Raw genomic sequence first — 17657 nt, 5'->3', positions numbered from 1 at the left:
CGGCATGAACACCTCACGGTTCCGAGTCGGCTGCCCCGCACCGGCCGGATCGAAGGCGGGGTGAGCGCCCCGCACCGCCGGGATCAAGGTGACGTGAGCTGTCCCGAAGTCGGCTCCAGGCGGCGCTGCGCGCTGTCGCTGATGCGGATCAGCAGGCCCACCATCAGCCAGTTGGCCACCATGGATGAGCCGCCCTTCGCGAGGAACGGCAGCGCCTTGCCGGTGAGCGGGATCAGCCCCATGACGCCACCCGTCACCACGAACACCTGGAGCACCAGGGCGCTGGCCATGCCGGTGGCGAGCAGCTTGCCGAACGGGTCGCGGGCCAATAGCCCGATGTGGAGGCCGCGCTGGGCGAGCAGACCGTAGAGGAGCAGGACGGCCATCACCCCGGCCAGGCCCAGCTCTTCGCCGACGGTGGTCAGGATGAAGTCGCTGTTGCCGGCGAAGCGGATGAGTTCCGGGTGGCCCTGGCCAAGCCCGGTCCCGGTGATGCCGCCGCTGCCGAAGCTGAAGAGGGCCTGGCCCAACTGCTCGGAGATGCCGGCCTTCTTGCCCGCCGGGGTGAAGGCGGCCATCGGGTTCAGCCATGCCTCGACCCGGCCGTGTACGTGTGGCTCCAGCGAACCGACCACCGCCGCGCCGACCACGGCCATCAGCAGACCGCACACCACCCAACTGGTCCGCTCCGTGGCCATGTACAGCATGATCACGAAGAGGCCGAAGAAGATCAGGGACGTACCGAGGTCGCGCTCGAAGACCAGCACCAGGAGGCTGAGCACCCAGATCGTGACGATCGGGCCGAGTTGGCGGCCGGGCGGCAGCCGCAGGCCCAGGAAGCGGCGGCCGGAAAGGGCCAGCGCATCGCGGTTGACGGTGAGGTAGCCCGCGAAGAACACCGCGATCATGATCTTCACGAACTCGCCGGGCTGCACGGACAGCGGCCCCATCATGATCCAGCGCTTGGCGCCGAACTGGTCGGCGCTGGAGAACGCGGGGGCCATCAGGAGCACCAGGGCGACAGCCATCATCAGGTAGAGGTACCGCTGGAGGCGGCGGTGATCACGCAGGACGATCAGCAGGCCGACACAGACGGCAACGCCGATGACCGTCCACATCAACTGCCCGCTGCCCGCCTGGGCGATCTTCAGTTGGGGCTTGGCCGCGTACGTGATGTCCAGGCGGTGCAGGAGGATCAGGCCGAGGCCCGTGAGCAGCAGGGCGAGCGGCAGGAGCAGCGGATCGGCCCGCGCCGCCCAGCGCCGTACAGCCAGGTGCGGGACCAGCGCGAGCAGGAAGACGGCGATGGCGAATTCGGTGAACCCGGCGGGCAGCCGGCCCTGCATCGACAGGCCTGTGCAGGCGTAGCCGCCGAGGGTGATCACGACGACGAAACCCAGCAGCCATGCTTCGGTACGCCGCCTGTTCGGCGCCTGTGCCAGCGCCGCGATCGACATCGTGTGGAAAGCGTCTTCGGACGCGCCGAGCCGCAACCGGGCCGCGTTCGTAGGTCCCCGCACGCGCACAACCTCCAACCCGGAGAGCCGCAGGTCCGGGAGCCTCGGGCCGCCGCTGCTCGCGACGATCACGCGCTGAAGGACGGCGAGGGACTGGCGGTGGTTCCGATTCCGGTTCGCGGCAGGCAGGCAGGCAGGCAGGCAGGCAGACAGGGCGGGGCGGTTCGGTTGTGGAAGGTCAGCCTTCCTCGGACTTGCCCCGGGCTTGGCAGGTCATGGTCAGGCGGCCGGGGCCGAGGGTGCCGCGGACCTGGATGGTCATGGTGCTGCCGGGGTCGGGGCGCAGGCTCCACCGGGCGCAGACCGTGGCCAGGGCCAGGGTCATCTCGATGAGGGCGAACTGGTCGCCGATGCATTTGCGGTTGCCGCCGCCGAAGGAGACGAAGGATCCCCGGGGCAGGGACTCGGTGCTCTGGCCGATCCAGCGGTCGGGGTCGAAACGGTCGGGGTTGGGAAACAGCTCGGGACGGTGTTGGAGGAGATAGGCGCTGTAGAGGAGGGCCGTGCCCTTGGGGAGGTGGCGTCCGGCGAGCGTGGTGTCGGTGGTGGTGACCCGGGTGAAGAACCAGCCCGCCGGGTACATGCGCAGGACCTCGTTGATGACGCGCCGGGTGTAGGCCAGGCCGTCGAGATCCTCCGTGGTGGCGGTGCGCCCGGCCAGCGTCCGGTCGACCTCGGCGTGTACCTGCGCTTCGGCCTCGGGATGCCGGCTGAGCAGCCACAGGGCGAACGCCAGGCTGTTGGCGGTGGTTTCGAACCCGGCGCCGATCATCACCATGAGCTGGTCACGGATGTCCACGTCGGTCATCGGCTCGCCGGTGTCGTCGTTGCGCGCGGCCAGCAGCATGGAGACCAGGTCGTCGCCGCCCGGGGATGCCCGACGCTCGGCGATGATGCCGTCGATGGCGCGGTGCAGCCGGTCGCAGGCGCGGCGGTAGCGGCGGTTGGCGGGGGTGGGCAGCCGGTAGAGCGGGCCGAGCGGCAGCATCACCCGCTGGTAGATGCCGTCGATCACGGTGTGCAGACTCTCCTGTACCTCGGCGACGGCCTCGTCCTGTGCCTCGGCGCCGAGCACGCTGCGGGTGACGATGCGCAGGGTCAGGGTGGTCAGCTGGTCGGTGACGTCCAGGCGCGTGCCGGTCCGCCAACGGGAGGTCATGCGGTCGACCTCCTCGCCCATCACCCGGGCGTACTTCTCGATCCGCTCGGCGTGGAAGGCGGGCTGCATCTGACGGCGCTGCCATCGGTGCTCCTGCCAGCCCGCCATGGGCAGACTGCTGCCGAACAGTACGCGCGCCTTGTCGAAGAAGGGGCCGCCCTTGTCGAAGGTGCGGGAGTCGGTGAGCATGCGGTGTGCCGCGTCCGGCTCGCAGACGACGTACGCCGGCCAAGGGCCCATCCCGATGCGTACGAGGTCCCCGTGGGAGGGGAGCGAGGACAGGAACTCCAGGGGGCGCGAGTGCAGTTGCCATGCGTGGCCGAGTAACGGCCACCCGCCCGGAGCCTTTCCCGTACGCGAGGGAATCGTCGTGCTCACGGTGGGGCACCTCCGGAAGGAGTCGGCTGACGCGGGGCTCGGGTCGTCCCCGGATCCCGACTGTCCTCCCCACCCACGCGGCGCGGAACCCGGCGCGAAGCAGCACGGAGGGCGCACCGCCGCGCTCCCCGGCGCTGTGTTGTGCCCCTGTGCTGGGTGTGGACTGTGCTGGTTGTGGTCAGTGGCTGTGTTGTGCCGTGAAGTCCCGCTTCAAGAAGAGGAGTTGGAGGTCGCGGGACACCTCATGGGCCGATGGGTCTCGTCATGGACCGGTTGGCCTCGCGCCCTGAAGGTTTGCGAGGTCCGACGGGCGTACCTGAATGGCCAGGAGGGCGATCAGCGCGGCCACCACCGCGAAGATCGCGGCCACGATGAAGGCCGTGGACACCCCGGAGGTGAGCACCTGGTCGCTCCACGGGCGCGGCAGCCGGCCCGTGCGCTGGAACATCAGGCGCTGCGCCGGATCGGCCTGGCGCAGGAACTTGGCAACCTGGTCGGTCGCCTCGTTCCGGCTGGCCGTGCCGAACACCGTGACCAGGATGGACAGGCCCAGCGAGCCGCCCACCTGCTGCGTGGCGTTGAGCATGCCGGAGGCCGCGCCCGCCTCGTGCGGCGGAACACCGGAGACGGCCATGAGCGTCAGGGACACGAAGTTGAAGCCCATTCCCAGGCCGAAGACGAGGAGCGGGCCGAGGATGCTGCCCGGATAGGTGGAGTGGATGTCCGTCTGCGTGAGCCAGGACAATCCGGCCGCGGCCAGAATCGCGCCCGTCACCATGAAGGGCTTGGGGCCGTACTTCGGCAGCAGTTGGGAGGCGATGCCCGCACCCACCGCGATGATCGCGCTGATGGGCAGGAAGGCGAGACCGGCCCGGAGCGGGGTGAAACCGAGCACGTTCTGCACGAACAGGGTGAGGAAGAAGAACATGCCGAAGATCGCGGCAGCGAGGCTCAGCATGATGCCGTACGTGCCCGCACGGTTGCGGTCGGTGAACATGTGCAGCGGGGTGATCGGCTGCTGCGAGCGCCGCTCCACCAAGACGAAGGCGAAGAGCAGCACCACCGCGGCACCGAACGACCCCAGCGTGAACGGGTCGCGCCAGCCCTCCTGGGCGGCCCGGATGAAGCCGTAGACCAGCGCGACCATACCGAGGGTGGAGGTCAGGGCTCCGGCCAGGTCGAAGTGGCCGGAATGACGTTCGGACTCCTTGATGTGCCGCGGGGTGGCCAGCAGGATCAACGCGGCGATCGGGACGTTGACGAACAAGACCCAGCGCCAGTCGAGCCATTCGACGAGGATGCCGCCCGCGAGCAGGCCGATCGCGCCGCCGCCCGCGGACACCGCCGCGAAGACACCGAACGCCCTGTTGCGCTCCGGACCCTCGGTGAACGTGGTCGTGATCAGCGCGAGCGCGGTCGGCGAGGCGATGGCGCCGCCGACGCCCTGGACCGCGCGCGCCGCGAGCAACTGGCCGGAGTTCTGCGACAGTCCGCCGAGCAGGGAGGCGATCGCGAAGAGCAGCACGCCGCACATGAAGACCCTGCGCCTGCCGAGGATGTCACCGGTGCGCCCGCCGAGCAGGAGCAGCCCGCCGAAGGCGAGCGTATAGGCGCTGACCACCCAGGCGAGGCCGGTGGTCGAGAAGTGCAGAGCGCTCTGGATGTGCGGAAGGGCGATGTTCACGATGGTGATGTCGAGCACCACCATCAGCTGACAGGAGGCGATGACCAGGAGCGCGATCCCCTTACCGCCGCCTCGCTCGCCGGGGGCTGCGGTCTCGGTCGTGGGTGTCGGCTGCGAACTCGTCATGGCGGACCTTGCCCTCGCGAGAGGGACCGTGGACGCTGACGTCCACTAATCGACCTTATGCCCGGGTATGGCAAGCGGCCAGTCGATCAAGGCCCCGGCGCTGCGAGCGGCTCGCCGGAGCGGTGAGCCCTGGAGCCGCTCGGTCTTCGTCAGCGGCGGGCGCGGGCCAGGAGGGCGGTGTGGGGGAGGACCAGGTGTCCCGCGGGTCCGGCGAATTCGGTGCAGAGGAGGTCGAAGTGGCGCTTGATCTCCGCTCGGGTGTGATCCGGCTGGCTCGCCACGGTCTGCCCGATGGCGCTCACACCATCGGCCGCCCCACTCCACCATTCCTCGGCATCTGTGTGGTGGTCCCACTGGATCGACTCGCACGCCACCTCTTTGAGTCCTACGGATGTGAGGAGCTCGGCCAGTCCGGTCTCGGTGCGGGGGAAGTCGTCCTCGGCGGCGAGCGCCGGGATGTGGGACGGCCGGACCGCGCCCGCGGCCTGGACGGCCCGGCCGAGCAGGGCCTGCCCGGGCGCGGTGGGTACGGCCCAGATCGTCACCGCGATCCACCCGCCCGGGCGCACCACACGACGGAGTTCGGCCAGCGCGGCCCTGGGCCGGCCCACGTGGTTGAGGACGAAGTTGCCCGTCACCGCGTCGAACATGCCGTCGGAGAAAGGGAGTTGGGGCAGTGCGGCCAGATGCAGCTCCGCCGAGGGTACGGCCGCGGCGGCAAGTTCCACCATGCTGATCTCCGCGTCGACGCCCGTCACCCTCGCGCCCCGCGCGCAGGCGGCCGCGGCGACGGTGCCCGTCCCCGTCCCCACATCAAGCACCCGCACCCCGGCCCTGACCCGAGCCGCGTCGAGCAGCTGAGGTACCGGGTGGGCACACAACTTGCCGAAGCTGTCCGCGTACGCCTCGGCCCGCCCCGCCCAGATCCGCCGCTCGCTCGCATCGAAAGCCGTCGACTCCACCGCTTCCGCCCCTCTCCGACCTCGCGCCCCCTGCGGGCGCCATCCAGGCACCCTACGCACCACTCCGGCCGCGGCCAGGACCTGCTGGGTCTTGTTCACCCCTGGGGTGCCCGCCGCTCTGGGAGCCGACGCCGGCAGACTGCCGGAACGTGGTGGGCGGAACCGGCGGTTGATCGGGCCAGGTAAGAACCCTGCTGGTCCGTCGGCCGGTTGCCGCTGCGGCGTGGTGCTGATCAATGGTGGATCAATGGTGGATGACCGGGGTGCTCGCATAGGATCCGGCGGAGTCGGGGCGACACACCGTCATGCGGCTCCCGCTCACCATGCGAACACCACGGGCACCAGCACGCACTCCGCTGCCGTGGCCAACGGAGGGACGAACACCTGTGGTCACCGCCTATGTATTCCTCGGCCTGCTCGCCGGGGCGGCAGTCCTCCTGACCGTGACTCTGCTGCGGCGCGCGAAGTCCCGTACCGAGAACGCGGAGGGCCTCCTCATCGAGCAGCGGAGCCGGATCCAGGCACATAGCGACCGGGTCTCCTTCGGCACGTTCTCGGTGCACAACGCACCACCGACCATGACGGACCAGCACCGGCGCTGACCAGCGCGGCTCGACTTTCTCGGGCAAGACTCATGTCCCCTGCCGTGGCGCGGGGGAGGATCGGGGGACGGCGATGATCAAGGCAAGGGCAGTCCGGTTCGGCATGCTGCCGATGGCGGTGCTCGGCATCCTCGCGGCGGGGTGCGGGACGCAGCGGGCGGGGGAGGCCGCGGGGCCGGGCACGCCCTCACGGAGCGCGAGTGCGGCGGCGACGCCCAGCACGCCGGTGGACCTTCCGTGTCCCGGCGAGAGCCCCACCCACGCGCAGCCCAAGGCTCCAGGCGCTTCGGGCCCGTCCGTCCAGCCCGGCGACCACTACGCCGAGAACCACGGCTTCATGGAGCCCATCCCGCTGCACGGCCAGAAGCGGTGCGACGGGCTCGCGGCCGTCGCACGCATCCGGCACGCACTCGAACCGCTGCGCAAGCGCGGCGACTTCGACCCGGCGAGCACCCGCAACGCCCTCACCCACCTCGGTTACGCCACCGGCAAGGTGAGGTCATATCAGGACGGCCCCACCGGGGTCGGCTTCCTCATCGACGCTTCACCCATGTGCCTGGAGGGCACGATGAGCAGCCGCGACACCAAGGCGGACGCCTTCGGCGGCTACCCCGACCACTTCGGCTGCGACCAGCCCAGAGGCGGCCACTGACGCCCGAAAGGGCTGGTCACCGCCCCCGGAGGTGCCTTAGGATCCGCTCCTCGGCCCGTAACACCCGGCCGATGCGGCGCCTGACGGCTCACGTCCGGGGCCGGCTGCTCTTCGTTTTGTCCTGTGGGGGGACTTTTCTCATGGCTCCGACTCTGCGTGCTCTGCGCGCCCTGGCACTCCTCGCCGGGTTCTATCTGATCAGCGGCGCCGTACTCGCGCTGCTCATCGGCATCGACGTCCTGGTGGTGACCGGGGTCTTCGAAGGCGGCCACGCCGCCTGGGCGCTGGTGAAGCTGCTGGTGTTCTCGCTGGCCCTGACCATCCCGATCGTGCGAGGGATGTTCGCCCTGCGCGTGGGCGGACGCGGCAGGAAGACCGAGTCGGGACTCGTGGTCGCCGAGCAGGAGCAACCTGAACTCTGGGCGGAAATACGGGAGTTGGCCGAGCGGACCGGCACCCGGCCGCCGCACCGCGTCGTCCTCACCGGTGACGTGAACGCGGCCGTCGCCGAGCGCACCTGGATGCTCGGGCTCATCCCCGGGCGGCGCCGCATGTACATCGGCGTACCGCTGCTCGTCGGGCTGACCCGCCCCAGACTCCGGGCCGTACTGGCCCACGAGCTGGGGCACTACAGCAACCGGGACACCCGCCTCGCCGGACTCACCATGCGCGGCCGGGACGCCGTGCTGCGCACCATCGAGGCGCTGCGCAAGGGAGCCGAGGGCGGCAGCGCCTCGCAGGCCTTCATGGCCAGGGTGTACTTCGGCTACGCCAAGCTCTACATGCGGGTCTCGCAGTCCGTCGCCCGCCGCCAGGAGATCGCCGCCGACCTCGCGGCGGCCCGCACCGCAGGCCGCGACACGACGGCCGGCGCGCTGCGCGAGATCCCGGTGCTGCACTCGGCCTTCGGGTTCTACGTCGAGCGCTACGCGTGCGTGGGCTGGGACGCGGCGCTGCTGCCGCCGGTCGGAGAGTTCTACGGCGGCTTCCGCCACCTGCTCGCCGACCCGGGCCGCGAGCATGAACTCGCCGAACTGCGGGCCGAGTTGCCCGAGGAGGAGCACTCCCTCTACGACTCCCATCCGCCCATCGCCGAACGCGTCCGGCGGATCGAGGCGCTGCCCGAGGACGGAATCCGGGACGACCCCGATGCGCCGGGGGCGCTGACCCTGCTGCGCGATCCGGCTGCCGTACTCGCCGCACTGGAACCCGCCACGCTCGTCGAGGAGTCGGCGGCCATGCGGCACCTGGAGTGGGAAGAACTCGTGCACACCGCCGCGCGCACGGCCTGCGAGCAGGCGACGGAGCCGCTGCGGCGCGCGGCGGCCGCCGAAGGCATGACCGCGGACCTGCCCGGAGTGCTCGACGCGATCGACGCGGGGCACCTGTGGACCACGCTCGCCGACCGCCTCCCCAAGAGCGCCGAGGCCGCGCGGGCCACCGGCCGGGCGGCCCGCGAGTTCGCCCGTCCCGCGGTACGCGACGGCCTTGCCGCCCTCGTACGCCTCGAACTCGCGGACACCGGGCGGGGCCGATGGGAGCTGTCCTGGTCGGACATGCCCAGGCAGCCGCTTCCCGAGGATCTCGCCGAGGCGATCGGCCCGGCCCTCGACTCGGCCGTCGCCGACCTGCCCGACACGGCGCCGCTGCGAGCACTGCTCACCTCCGGCCCTGCGCCCGAAGCCCCGGCCTCCGAAGCCCCGGCCTCCGCTCCCGCTTCCGCGAAGAACTGAGATCCGTACATGAACAACTCTCACGCGGCGGCCGTCCTGCTCCTCGTCGGCGGTGCCGCCCTGAGCGTCGTCGGGTGGTGCTGGTTCAAATGGAAGCTGAGCCGGGTCGACCTCGCACCGCCCCCGCCGGCTCCGTACGCGCTTCCCGAGCCCGGCCTGGTCGCGCCTCGCGATCTGCGTACCGACTGGGCCGGGCCCGACCCCGATGCCGAGGACGCCCTGCGCGCGGCCGACGCGGGCTCGTGGCAGGAGGCGGCCGACCTGCTCACCCGCACCGGGCAGGACTGGGAGCTTCGCGCGATGCGGGCGAAAGCGCTCGGGGCGCACGCCGCACAGGACGACGGATGGCTCCTGGCCTGGCGGGCGCACAAGCCGCGCGACGCGGACGCGGCACTGGTCCACGCGCACGCCTTGGTCCGACTGGCCTGGTTGATCAGGGGCGATGCGAGGGGGGACCGCACCACCCGCGAACAATTCGAGGGTTTCCACCGGGTTCTGCGTGAGGCCAGGGAAGCCTGCGCGGAGGCCGCCACGCTCGCCGACCCCACCGACCCCAGCCCTTACATCGCCGAATTGCCGGTCGCCCGCGGCCTGATGTACGAGCACGAGGACTTCCGCTCCCTGTGGGCGGAAGTCGTCTCACGTGCCCCGCACCACTACGACGCGCACTTCGCCGCGCTCCAGTACTGGTGCGCGAAATGGCGCGGGTCGCAGGAGCTTGCCGAAGAGTTCGCCACGTCGGCCGCCGCATCCGCAACCGCGGGGAGCCTGCTCCGGGTGCTGCCGGTCGTCAGTTGGTACGAACACCAAGGCGGCAGGGGGCTGTTCCGGGAGCCGGAGATCGAGGCTCGGGTCCAGGCTCTGGTGGACGACACGGCAGCCGCGTCCGCGGATCACCCCCACCTCGTGGCCGCACGCCACGTGCTCGCCTATTTCCTGCCGCTCCAGGGGCGCACCGCTGAAGCGCTCGAACATTTCCGGGCCGTCGACGGCTGGGCGGGCTCCTTTCCCTGGTCATACTTGGGCGGGAACCGCTACATCGAGGTACGCGACGAAGCGTTCCGGAGTGTCCCGACACAGGTGTGACCCTCACGCCCACGGGGTGGGGAGCTGCCCGTGGGATGCGGGACGGACCGGACGACCTGCGCGTCGGCGACGTGTACTGCATCACGGCCCCGATGAGCGACGCCGAAGTGGAGTGGCGCAGGGCGCAGACCGCGTAAGAGCCTGTGTCTGAAGGACTCAGGGCCTACGACGCCCGACGGCCATCGACCCCAGCACCTCCCGGGCCAGACCCCGGGCGAGCTCCACCTTGTACGCGTTGTGCCGCAGCGGGACCGCTGTGACCAGCTCCGCCTCCACCGCCTGCTCGACAGCCTCGGCCGTGGGCTTGGTCCCGAGCAGCGCGGCCTCCGTCTGCCGGGCCCGCCACGGCCGGTGGGCCAGGCCGCCGAAAGCGACGGCGATGTGCCGCACCACCCCGTGCTCCAGGCGCACCACGGCCGCGACCGAGGCCAGCATGAACGTGTCCGACGCCCGGTCCCGCGCCTTGCGGTAGCGGGAGGCGGCACCCCTGGGCAGGGGCGGTAGCAGCACGCTAGTGATGAGCTCACCCGGCCGGATCACGGTGTCCTGGTCGGGCCGGTCCTGCGGTAGCCGGTGGAAGTCGGTCGCCGGCACGGTCCGTACCCCCGCGGGGCCCACCAACTCGACCAGCGCGTCGAGCGCCGCGAGCGCCACGGCCAGGTCGGACGGGTGGGTCGCCACGCAGTGCGGCGAGTGTCCGAAGACGGCGTGATCACGGTTGACGCCGTCCAGCGCACCGCACCCGCTCCCCGGCACCCTCTTGTTGCAGGGCCTCGACAGGTCCTGGAAATAGCCGCACCGAGTGCGCTGAAGGAGATTCCCCGCCGTGGTCGCCATGTTGCGCAATGGCCCCGAAGCCCCGCTGAGCACCGCCTGCGACAGGACCGGATACCGCTCAAGGACGGCCGGATGGGTGGCGAGATCACTGTTGCGTACGGTCGCCCCGACCCGCACCGAACCGTCCTCCTGCTCCTCGATCCGGTCGAAGGGCAGCCGGGTGATGTCGACCAGGATGTCGGGCCGCTCGACGCCCTGCTTCATCAGATCGATGAGGTTGGTGCCACCGCCCAGATAGCGGGCCTCCGGACGGCCACCGTGGGCGGCGGCCGCCTCCGCCACGTTCTGTGCGCAGACATAGGAGACCGGCTTCACGTGATCACATCCTGTACGGCTCCGGCCATGCTGGGATAGGCGCCGCAGCGGCACAGATTGCCGCTCAGCTGCTCCTGGACCTCGGCGGCGGTCAACAGCACCGGGACGTTCGCCGGCAGCTCCATGTCGGTGACGACGGAGGGTTCCTCCGGCTGCCCGGCCCGCGTGCCTCCGGGTGAACAGTGGTGGTCCGGTGCGCAGTGGCCGCACTGGAACGCATCCCGCTCGGCGGAGGGCCGCCGCAGCGGGTGGAGGCTGTCGTGTGCGCCCGACGTGGCCGCGAGTCCCTCCACGGTGACGACCTCGCGGCCCTCCTGTGCCACGGCGAGGAGGAGACAGCTGACGACCCGGCGCCCGTCGAGCAGCACCGTGCAGGCCCCACACCGGCCGTCGTCACACCTCTTCTTCGAGCCCGTCAGGCCCAGCCTGTCGCGCAGAACCTCCAGAAGGGTGCTGCAGTGCTCCAGTTCGACCTTGTGCGTGGCGTCGTTGACCCGCAGGGTCACACGTGATTCGGTCGCGCCCGGGCGGGCGCCCCGGGCGCGAGGCCCCGGTCCGCCTTCACTTCTGCCGTGCAGTGCTTCCATCGTTCACGCGCTCCTCGGTCCGGACGGCCAGCAGCCTGACCGCGTACCCACCCTCGTACAGCTCACCTGCCATGGCATCTCCACGACCGGCGCACGGGTGGTCCATCAGGGGAGCGGGCCCTCTTGCGGGAGGGGGCGCCGGCCCTTCTATCGCTCGGCGGGCGCAGGCACGAGGCCGTCGGCGACCAGACCGGCCAGGACCGCCTGGCCCAGGGTGTGCACGGCGGACTGGGGACGGACCATCACGGTGAACTCCTTGATCCGGCCCTCCTCGTCGAACTGGAGCAGGTCGATGCCGTGGATCTGCCTGCCGTCCACGGTGGCCCGGAACGGCAGGATCACCGAAGGGGCCTGTTCGCCGTCGGCACTGGTCTCGGCCGTGCCCTCGAAGTGCCCGATGTAGCGCAGGTCCTCGAAGGTGCGCACCAGGACCCCGAAGAGCCCGAGCACCATCGCCCTGCCCTCGAAGGGGGCGAACTTCACCGGGCTGTAGAGCCGGACGTCCTCGGTGAACAGGTCGTCCAGCGCCGTGAGATCGCGCTTCTCCACGGCGGTGCGGAAGCGTTCGGCGGTCTGCGTCTCCATGACCCCTCCTGATACTCAACAAAGTGACTAGTCAGTTTCTTGAGTATGATGCAGCGACCGGTGAGGAAAGGGAAGGGGCACTTCGATGGCCTTGCGACATGCCGTGCTCGCGGCGCTGCTGGACGGCGAGTACAGCGGCTACCAGCTGGCCAAGGCGTTCGACATCGGCGTCGCGAACTTCTGGCACGCCCTGCCCCAGCAGCTGTACGCCGAGCTCGCCAAGCTGGAGAAGGACGGTCTCGTCGCGGGGCGCCAGGTGGTCCAGGAGACCCGGCCCAACAAGCGCCTGTTCCGGGTCACCGACGCGGGCCGCGCCGAGCTGGAGAGGTTCGCCGCAGCCCCCTCGAAGCCCTCCTTCATCCGCGACGACCTGCTCGTCAAGGTCCAGACCGCCGACCGCGTCGGCACCGCATCGGTGATCGAGCAGCTCGAAGAGCGGGCCTCGGCCGCCGACGCCAAGATCGAGCTGCTCGGCGCGCTGCTACGGCAGTTGAGGGGCGAGGCGGACGAGGACGCGTTCCTGCTGCACGGCGAGCGCATCGGCCCGTATCTGACGTGCCTGCGCGGTCTGGCCTTCGAGGAGGAGCACCGCGACTGGTGCCGGCGGATCGCGGCCGTCCTGAACAGGCGGCTGACGATCAAGGCCGAGCGGTGAGTACGTACGCACGCGGGGGCCGGCGGCAAGGTGATCCCCGCGCCTGACCGGCCGACGGCCGGCTTGGTTAGGGTGGGTGCGACATCACCCCATGACCAGCGTGAACCGGAACAAGGAGCAGACGTGAGCGAGCCGGCGTCCATCGCCCTGCAGCAGGAGATAGCCCGGGAGCTGGAGGTCGCCGAGATCTTCGAGGCCGAGCGGGAGATCGAGCGCCGGGTTGCCTTCCTCGCCGAGCGGCTGACTTCCACCGGTCTGCGGTCCCTCGTCCTCGGCATCAGCGGCGGTGTCGACTCCACCACGGCGGGCCGGCTGTGCCAGCTCGCCGTCGAGCGGGCCCGGGCCGCCGGGCACGAGGCGCGGTTCTACGCGATGCGGCTGCCCTACGGCGTCCAGGCCGACGAGCACGACGCCCAGGTGGCGCTCTCCTTCATCCGGGCCGACCACGTCCTGACCGTGGACATCAAGCCCGCCAGCGACGCCGCGCTCCAGGCCTCGCTGACCGCCGGTGTCGCCTTCCGCGACGAGGCCCACCAGGACTTCGTGCACGGCAACATCAAGGCCCGCCAGCGCATGATCGCCCAGTACGCGGTGGCCGGGGCCCACAACGGCCTGGTCGTCGGCACCGACCACGCCGCCGAGGCGGTCTCCGGCTTCTTCACGAAGTTCGGCGACGGCGCCGCCGACCTGGTCCCGCTGACCGGCCTGACCAAGCGCCGGGTGCGCGCCGTCGCGGACGCCCTGGGCGCGCCCGCCGAACTGGTGTGGAAGACCCCGACCGCCGACCTGGAGACCCTCGACCCGGGCAAGGCCGACGAGGACGCGCTCGGTGTCACCTACGACGACATCGACGACTTCCTGGAGGGCAAGCCGGTGGACGAGCGGGCCTACGAGACGATCGTCAACCGCTACCGCCTCACCGACCACAAGCGTCAGCTGCCGATCTCCCCCTGACCGACGGCGCGCCCGCTGGTTCGTTCCAGGAGTGGGCCCCTTGGGCGGCGGCCGTCAGGGGTGTGGTTCAACCGGCCGCGTCCTACTGAAGGTGGTGGTTCTCCACCAGTACGCCGGCGATGAAGGCCAGTGCCGCCACGATGCCGGCGGCCAGGAGCAGGGTCAGCCACGGCAGTTCGCGCCACGGCACGGTGCGCGTCTCCTCGGCCGCGCTCGGCGCCGGCGCAGCGATGGCGTCCCCGGCGGCGGACGCCGCCGCTGCGCCGATGCCCTGCTCCTCGGCCACGGTGTGGACCGCGCTGAGGGCGGGTGCGCCGACGGTCGCCGGCTCGGGGGCCTGGCCGTCGGCCTTGGTGAACGCGTCACCGTCTCGGACCATGTCTTCGGTACTCCCTTGTCCTGATGTGGGTGCGATCGCGGGGAACACTACGAGCGGGCCCGCGTGGCCCGCTCGTGGCGTCACCATGGTCTTACGGTGCGACGGTGGTGATCCGCACTTTCTGACCCTGCGTCAGACCGCTGGTGATCTGGGTGTTGGTGTCGCTCTCGACGCCCACCGTCACCGGTGCGGAGTGTGCCGTCCCGTCCGCCGCGACCACGGTGACCGTGCGCTGGGTGCCGGTGCCGCTCAATGCCGCCGTCGGCACGAACAGGGCGTCGGACGCCTCGCCCGCGACGATCTGGACGCTGACGCCCTGCCCGGTGTGGAGGTCCTTGGTGGGGCCCATGATGTCGAGCGTCACGGGGTACTGCGCGGCGGTGCCGGCGCCGTTCACGGCGAGCGTGCTGACCGACAGGACCCTCGCGTTGAGGACGGTGGTGGACTGGGCGGTCAGGGTGACCGTGGCCGACTGGCCGGGCTTGAGCCGGAGCGAGTCGGCCTCCGAGACGTTGGCCTTCACCTGCATCCCGGTGGGGTTGGTGAGGACGATGAAACCGCTCGGCGCGGCCGGGGCGCCGCCCGTCCCGGTGCCGGCCGTGGTGCCGGGAGCCGGTGCCGTACCCGGAGCGGCGCCCGCGCCCGCGGTGTAGGTCGTGCCGATCACCGTCTGGCCGACCGTGGCGCCCACCGAGGCGACCGTGCCGTCGACCGGCGCGGTCAGTACGGTCCCGTCGAGCGTGCGCTGCGCCGTGTCCACCGCGCTCTGCGCCTGGGACACCTGCGCCTGGGCCTGAATGAGCGCGTTGGGATCGACGGACGGGTTGGCGACGGGAACCACGTCGACGAACGCGGCGTTCCGCACGGACAGTTCGGCGACGGCACCGGTCAGCGGCGTGGGGGTGGGACTCGTTGAGGCGGGCGGGGTGGGCGAGGGCGTCTTGGTGGGGGTGGGTGAGGGGGAGGAGGGCGGTGTCGCGGGGTGGCTCGCACCACCCGGCGGGGTGGCGCCGGAACTGGCCGGCGGGCTGGCCGGCTGCCCCTCCTGCACCTTGGCGAGGTTCGCCTTGGCGGCCACCAGCGACGTCTTGGCCTGGGCGAGCGCCTGGCGCGCCGCGGTGTCGTCGACCTTCGCGAGCTCCTGGCCCTTGGTGACCTTGTCACCCGGCTTGACCTCGACCTTGGTCAGCTGCCCACCGGTGGTGAAGTTGACCCCGGCGTCGCTCGGCGAGGTCAGCAACCCGGCCCCGGAGACGGTCGCCTGCACCTTCCCCGTGGAGACGGCGGCCGTACGGGTGTCCGTGCGCTTGGGCGAGGAGCTGTCGGAGTTCACCACCACCGCGTAAGCGCCGCCCACGGCCGCGATGAGCACTACACCGAGCGCCGAGTTCAACAGGACGGCTTTATGCAGCCGCGGAAGGACCTTCATACCCGGGAGCCTGTCAGCGCTTCCCCTCGTCCGCCATGACCCCCTGGCCAAGCTTGTGGACCAGGCGTTTTGATGAATGATCACGAGTTGTGGGCCGTTCGGGCACCCGAGGCCGGTCACGGTCCGTGGTCACACGCGCCTCACCCTTCAGAGTGCCCCACCGGGCTCCCAAATCGAAGTATTTCCACTACGCATTGTCGTCAACACCCCTTGGCAGTACCGGAATTGAGGTGCACGCTGAACGTGCGAGATCGGCCGCGCCGGGCTTCCCCTCCCTGGTGTGGCCGGCTCGCCCTGTCAACGACGCCACAACCGCCGCTCCAGGACGGGGTCGCGGACGGTCAGCACCGCCGTGGTGGCCAGCAGTCCGATCCCCGCGAGCTGGAAGCCCGCCGCCCACCACCACATCAGGTCGCCCCTGGCCGCGAGGACCGGGCCGACGACGCCGCCCGGAGAGTAGACGACGGTCCGATGCGTGCCACGGGGCCCGGGGCAGGGCCCGGTCCTGGGGAGTTGCTCGGTGTTGCCGTCCGGCAGGTCGACCCAGCACTGGGTGTACTGCGTGCCGTGCGACCCGGTCTCCTTGTCGGCGTACGCGATGGTGGCCGTGCCCTGCTCGCCGGTGAGGGCCAGGAAGGCGTCCGGCGCGTGCACCCCGCCGACGACCATCAGGGCGCCGCCGACCCAGTAGGCCGCCTTGGCCCAGCGCGGTACGGCTCGGCTGCCGTACACGATCCGGCGCAGCACCCATGCGTAGAGCGTGATCAGAACGATGAGCCCGAAGACGATCCCCACGCCGAGGTCGAGCAGCGCCGGGCCGAGGGTGCTCACCGTGGCCACGAGGATGATCACGGCCCACGCCACCGCCATGGCCCGCGGGCCGAGCCCGCGTATCGCCGCGGCCGGCTGATGCCTCCGGCCACCCTTCTTCCCGCCGTTCATCGCCCCGCCCGCCCTTCACGAAGTGGCCGGAAGTCTCGCACACGCCGCTGTGACCGCATCGGACCCGGACCTAGGACCGGAGGCCCCGGACCAAGGACCGAGGGCCGGGACGGAATAGCTCCGCGAGGAAGATCGCTTGAAAGGGCATACATGACCAGCCATTTGGCATGACGACACACAAGGAGACGCTCCGTATGTGGAACGGCGACGCCCTCGATCTCGATGCCTATCTGGCGCACCTCGGTTACGAGGGGGACCGCAGCCCCTCCCTGGCGACGTTGCGCGCGCTGCACCGGGCGCATGTGCTCTCCGTACGCTGGGAGAACCTGGAGGCGGTGCTCCGCAAGAGCCGCCCGCTCGACGTCCCCTCCGTCCAGGCCAAGATGATCGGCAATCCGCGCGGCGGCACCTGCTTCGAGCACGTCACCCTGTACGCGGCGGCCCTGGAACGCCTCGGCTTCCCGTTCTTCGTGGTACAGGGCCGGGTGCAGTTGGGGTCGGCCAAGATCAGGCCCGAGACGCACGCCATGGCGATCGTCGAGCTGGAGGGCAGGCGCTGGCTGAGCGACGTCGGCTTCGGATCGAGCCCGCTGGAGCTCATCGAGCTGACCGACGCGACGGACGTGTCGGACGGGGTGTGGGAGTACCGGCTGCGGCGCCAGGAGGTCTCACCGGGCGAACAGGGGTGGGCGCTCTACCAGCCCGCGGGCCAGCGCGAGGGGGTCGAGAAGACCAGCGACGGGTGGATGGTGAGGCACACCTTCACCCTCCACCGGCAGTACCCCGTCGACCTCCAGGTCGCCAACCACTTCGGCGCCTCCAGCCCCAACTCGGCCTTCAGCGACCGCGTCTTCGTGCAGCGCCTGCACCCCGACCGCGTGCACATCCTGGACAACCGCCGGCTCACCACCGTACGGCCGGGGGTGCCGGGCCCGCCGGAGTCGCGGGAGCTGGAGGCGAACGAGGTGCCCAAGGTCCTCGCCGACGTCTTCGGGATCGAACTGTCCGCCCAGGACATCGAGCTGCTGCTGCCCAAGCTGCGCTGAACTCCCGGAAACCTGAGGCGAGTTCGAGG

The 17657-nt window shown here is 70.8% G+C and carries 17 protein-coding genes; 7 read left to right on the top strand and 10 right to left on the bottom strand.

Annotated elements, in window-relative coordinates:
* Positions 1-83 precede the first annotated feature (83 nt).
* From ACWC2B_RS19460 to ACWC2B_RS19445, 4 genes are all read right to left on the bottom strand, one after another.
* Positions 84-1457: an FtsW/RodA/SpoVE family cell cycle protein gene (locus tag ACWC2B_RS19460; protein WP_450718286.1), complete on the bottom strand. Its 1374-nt coding sequence runs from the start codon at positions 1455-1457 to the stop codon at positions 84-86.
* A gap of 238 nt (positions 1458-1695) precedes the next feature.
* Complete coding sequence (locus ACWC2B_RS19455) at positions 1696-3054, bottom strand: cytochrome P450 (RefSeq protein ID WP_450718103.1); 1359 nt, start codon at positions 3052-3054, stop codon at positions 1696-1698.
* A 262-nt stretch (positions 3055-3316) separates the two neighbouring features.
* Positions 3317-4864: an MFS transporter gene (locus tag ACWC2B_RS19450; protein WP_450718101.1), complete on the bottom strand. Its 1548-nt coding sequence runs from the start codon at positions 4862-4864 to the stop codon at positions 3317-3319.
* 149 nt (positions 4865-5013) lie between these two features.
* Complete coding sequence (locus ACWC2B_RS19445; RefSeq protein WP_450718099.1) at positions 5014-5826, bottom strand: class I SAM-dependent methyltransferase; 813 nt, start codon at positions 5824-5826, stop codon at positions 5014-5016.
* Between the two features lie 386 nt (positions 5827-6212).
* Between ACWC2B_RS19445 and ACWC2B_RS19440 the strand changes: the two genes are divergently transcribed.
* From ACWC2B_RS19440 to ACWC2B_RS19425, 4 genes are all read left to right on the top strand, one after another.
* Entirely contained in the window at positions 6213-6428 is a 216-nt protein-coding gene (locus ACWC2B_RS19440) for a hypothetical protein (RefSeq protein ID WP_450718097.1), read from the top strand.
* Positions 6429-6501: 73 nt separating this feature from the next.
* Positions 6502-7080 carry a hypothetical protein gene (locus tag ACWC2B_RS19435; protein ID WP_450718095.1) on the top strand — a complete coding sequence of 193 codons (579 nt, stop codon included), beginning with the start codon at positions 6502-6504 and terminating at the stop codon, positions 7078-7080.
* 140 nt (positions 7081-7220) lie between these two features.
* Positions 7221-8813, top strand: coding sequence for a M48 family metalloprotease (locus ACWC2B_RS19430; protein WP_450718093.1), 1593 nt, complete (start codon positions 7221-7223; stop codon positions 8811-8813).
* Between the two features lie 9 nt (positions 8814-8822).
* Complete coding sequence (locus ACWC2B_RS19425; RefSeq protein ID WP_450718091.1) at positions 8823-9899, top strand: hypothetical protein; 1077 nt, start codon at positions 8823-8825, stop codon at positions 9897-9899.
* A 156-nt stretch (positions 9900-10055) separates the two neighbouring features.
* Here ACWC2B_RS19425 and ACWC2B_RS19420 read toward each other — a convergent pair whose 3' ends face one another.
* From ACWC2B_RS19420 to ACWC2B_RS19410, 3 genes are all read right to left on the bottom strand, one after another.
* The gene (locus tag ACWC2B_RS19420; RefSeq protein WP_450718089.1) at positions 10056-11051 is read right to left on the bottom strand and encodes an FAD binding domain-containing protein; all 996 of its coding nucleotides are present in this window, start codon (positions 11049-11051) and stop codon (positions 10056-10058) included.
* Positions 11048-11557, bottom strand: a complete 510-nt coding sequence (locus ACWC2B_RS19415) for a (2Fe-2S)-binding protein (RefSeq protein WP_450718087.1) — start codon at positions 11555-11557, stop codon at positions 11048-11050. The genes ACWC2B_RS19420 and ACWC2B_RS19415 overlap by 4 nt, the downstream gene beginning before the upstream one ends.
* 228 nt (positions 11558-11785) lie before the next feature.
* The gene (locus ACWC2B_RS19410) at positions 11786-12223 is read right to left on the bottom strand and encodes a nuclear transport factor 2 family protein (protein ID WP_450718085.1); all 438 of its coding nucleotides are present in this window, start codon (positions 12221-12223) and stop codon (positions 11786-11788) included.
* 85 nt (positions 12224-12308) lie between these two features.
* Here ACWC2B_RS19410 and ACWC2B_RS19405 point away from each other — a divergent pair, with 85 nt between their 5' ends.
* Together ACWC2B_RS19405 and nadE are read left to right on the top strand one after the other, a co-directional pair.
* Positions 12309-12878 (top strand): PadR family transcriptional regulator, encoded by a 570-nt coding sequence (locus tag ACWC2B_RS19405; RefSeq protein WP_450718083.1) that lies wholly within the window; start codon positions 12309-12311, stop codon positions 12876-12878.
* Between the two features lie 123 nt (positions 12879-13001).
* Positions 13002-13832: an ammonia-dependent NAD(+) synthetase gene (nadE, locus tag ACWC2B_RS19400; protein WP_450718081.1), complete on the top strand. Its 831-nt coding sequence runs from the start codon at positions 13002-13004 to the stop codon at positions 13830-13832.
* Positions 13833-13914: 82 nt separating this feature from the next.
* Here nadE and ACWC2B_RS19395 read toward each other — a convergent pair whose 3' ends face one another.
* The 3 genes from ACWC2B_RS19395 to ACWC2B_RS19385 all read right to left on the bottom strand — a co-directional run bounded on the left by ACWC2B_RS19395 (position 13915) and on the right by ACWC2B_RS19385 (position 16582).
* The gene (locus ACWC2B_RS19395; protein ID WP_450718079.1) at positions 13915-14211 is read right to left on the bottom strand and encodes a hypothetical protein; all 297 of its coding nucleotides are present in this window, start codon (positions 14209-14211) and stop codon (positions 13915-13917) included.
* A 91-nt stretch (positions 14212-14302) separates the two neighbouring features.
* Complete coding sequence (locus tag ACWC2B_RS19390; protein ID WP_450718077.1) at positions 14303-15640, bottom strand: efflux RND transporter periplasmic adaptor subunit; 1338 nt, start codon at positions 15638-15640, stop codon at positions 14303-14305.
* Positions 15641-15937: 297 nt separating this feature from the next.
* Entirely contained in the window at positions 15938-16582 is a 645-nt protein-coding gene (locus ACWC2B_RS19385; RefSeq protein WP_450718075.1) for a hypothetical protein, read from the bottom strand.
* Between the two features lie 167 nt (positions 16583-16749).
* On the opposite strand from ACWC2B_RS19385, the gene ACWC2B_RS19380 reads away from it, so the two are divergent.
* A complete protein-coding gene (locus ACWC2B_RS19380; protein WP_450718073.1) occupies positions 16750-17628 on the top strand; it encodes an arylamine N-acetyltransferase family protein in 879 nt (292 codons plus the stop codon).
* Positions 17629-17657 lie beyond the last annotated feature (29 nt).

This window comes from Streptomyces sp. NPDC001415 (assembly GCF_053597395.1).
This window is presented reverse-complemented; position numbering and strand designations above follow the sequence as displayed.

Coding starts and splice junctions, on each gene's coding strand:
- ACWC2B_RS19405 (WP_450718083.1), top strand. CDS start 12,309: ATGGCCTTGCGACATGCCGTGCTCGCGGCGCTGCTGGACGGCGAGTAC.
- ACWC2B_RS19435 (WP_450718095.1), top strand. CDS start 6,502: ATGATCAAGGCAAGGGCAGTCCGGTTCGGCATGCTGCCGATGGCGGTG.
- ACWC2B_RS19425 (WP_450718091.1), top strand. CDS start 8,823: ATGAACAACTCTCACGCGGCGGCCGTCCTGCTCCTCGTCGGCGGTGCC.
- ACWC2B_RS19385 (WP_450718075.1), bottom strand. CDS start 16,582: ATGAACGGCGGGAAGAAGGGTGGCCGGAGGCATCAGCCGGCCGCGGCG.
- ACWC2B_RS19390 (WP_450718077.1), bottom strand. CDS start 15,640: ATGAAGGTCCTTCCGCGGCTGCATAAAGCCGTCCTGTTGAACTCGGCG.
- ACWC2B_RS19460 (WP_450718286.1), bottom strand. CDS start 1,457: ATGTCGATCGCGGCGCTGGCACAGGCGCCGAACAGGCGGCGTACCGAA.
- ACWC2B_RS19395 (WP_450718079.1), bottom strand. CDS start 14,211: ATGGTCCGAGACGGTGACGCGTTCACCAAGGCCGACGGCCAGGCCCCC.
- ACWC2B_RS19380 (WP_450718073.1), top strand. CDS start 16,750: ATGACGACACACAAGGAGACGCTCCGTATGTGGAACGGCGACGCCCTC.
- ACWC2B_RS19430 (WP_450718093.1), top strand. CDS start 7,221: ATGGCTCCGACTCTGCGTGCTCTGCGCGCCCTGGCACTCCTCGCCGGG.
- ACWC2B_RS19410 (WP_450718085.1), bottom strand. CDS start 12,223: ATGGAGACGCAGACCGCCGAACGCTTCCGCACCGCCGTGGAGAAGCGC.
- ACWC2B_RS19450 (WP_450718101.1), bottom strand. CDS start 4,864: ATGACGAGTTCGCAGCCGACACCCACGACCGAGACCGCAGCCCCCGGC.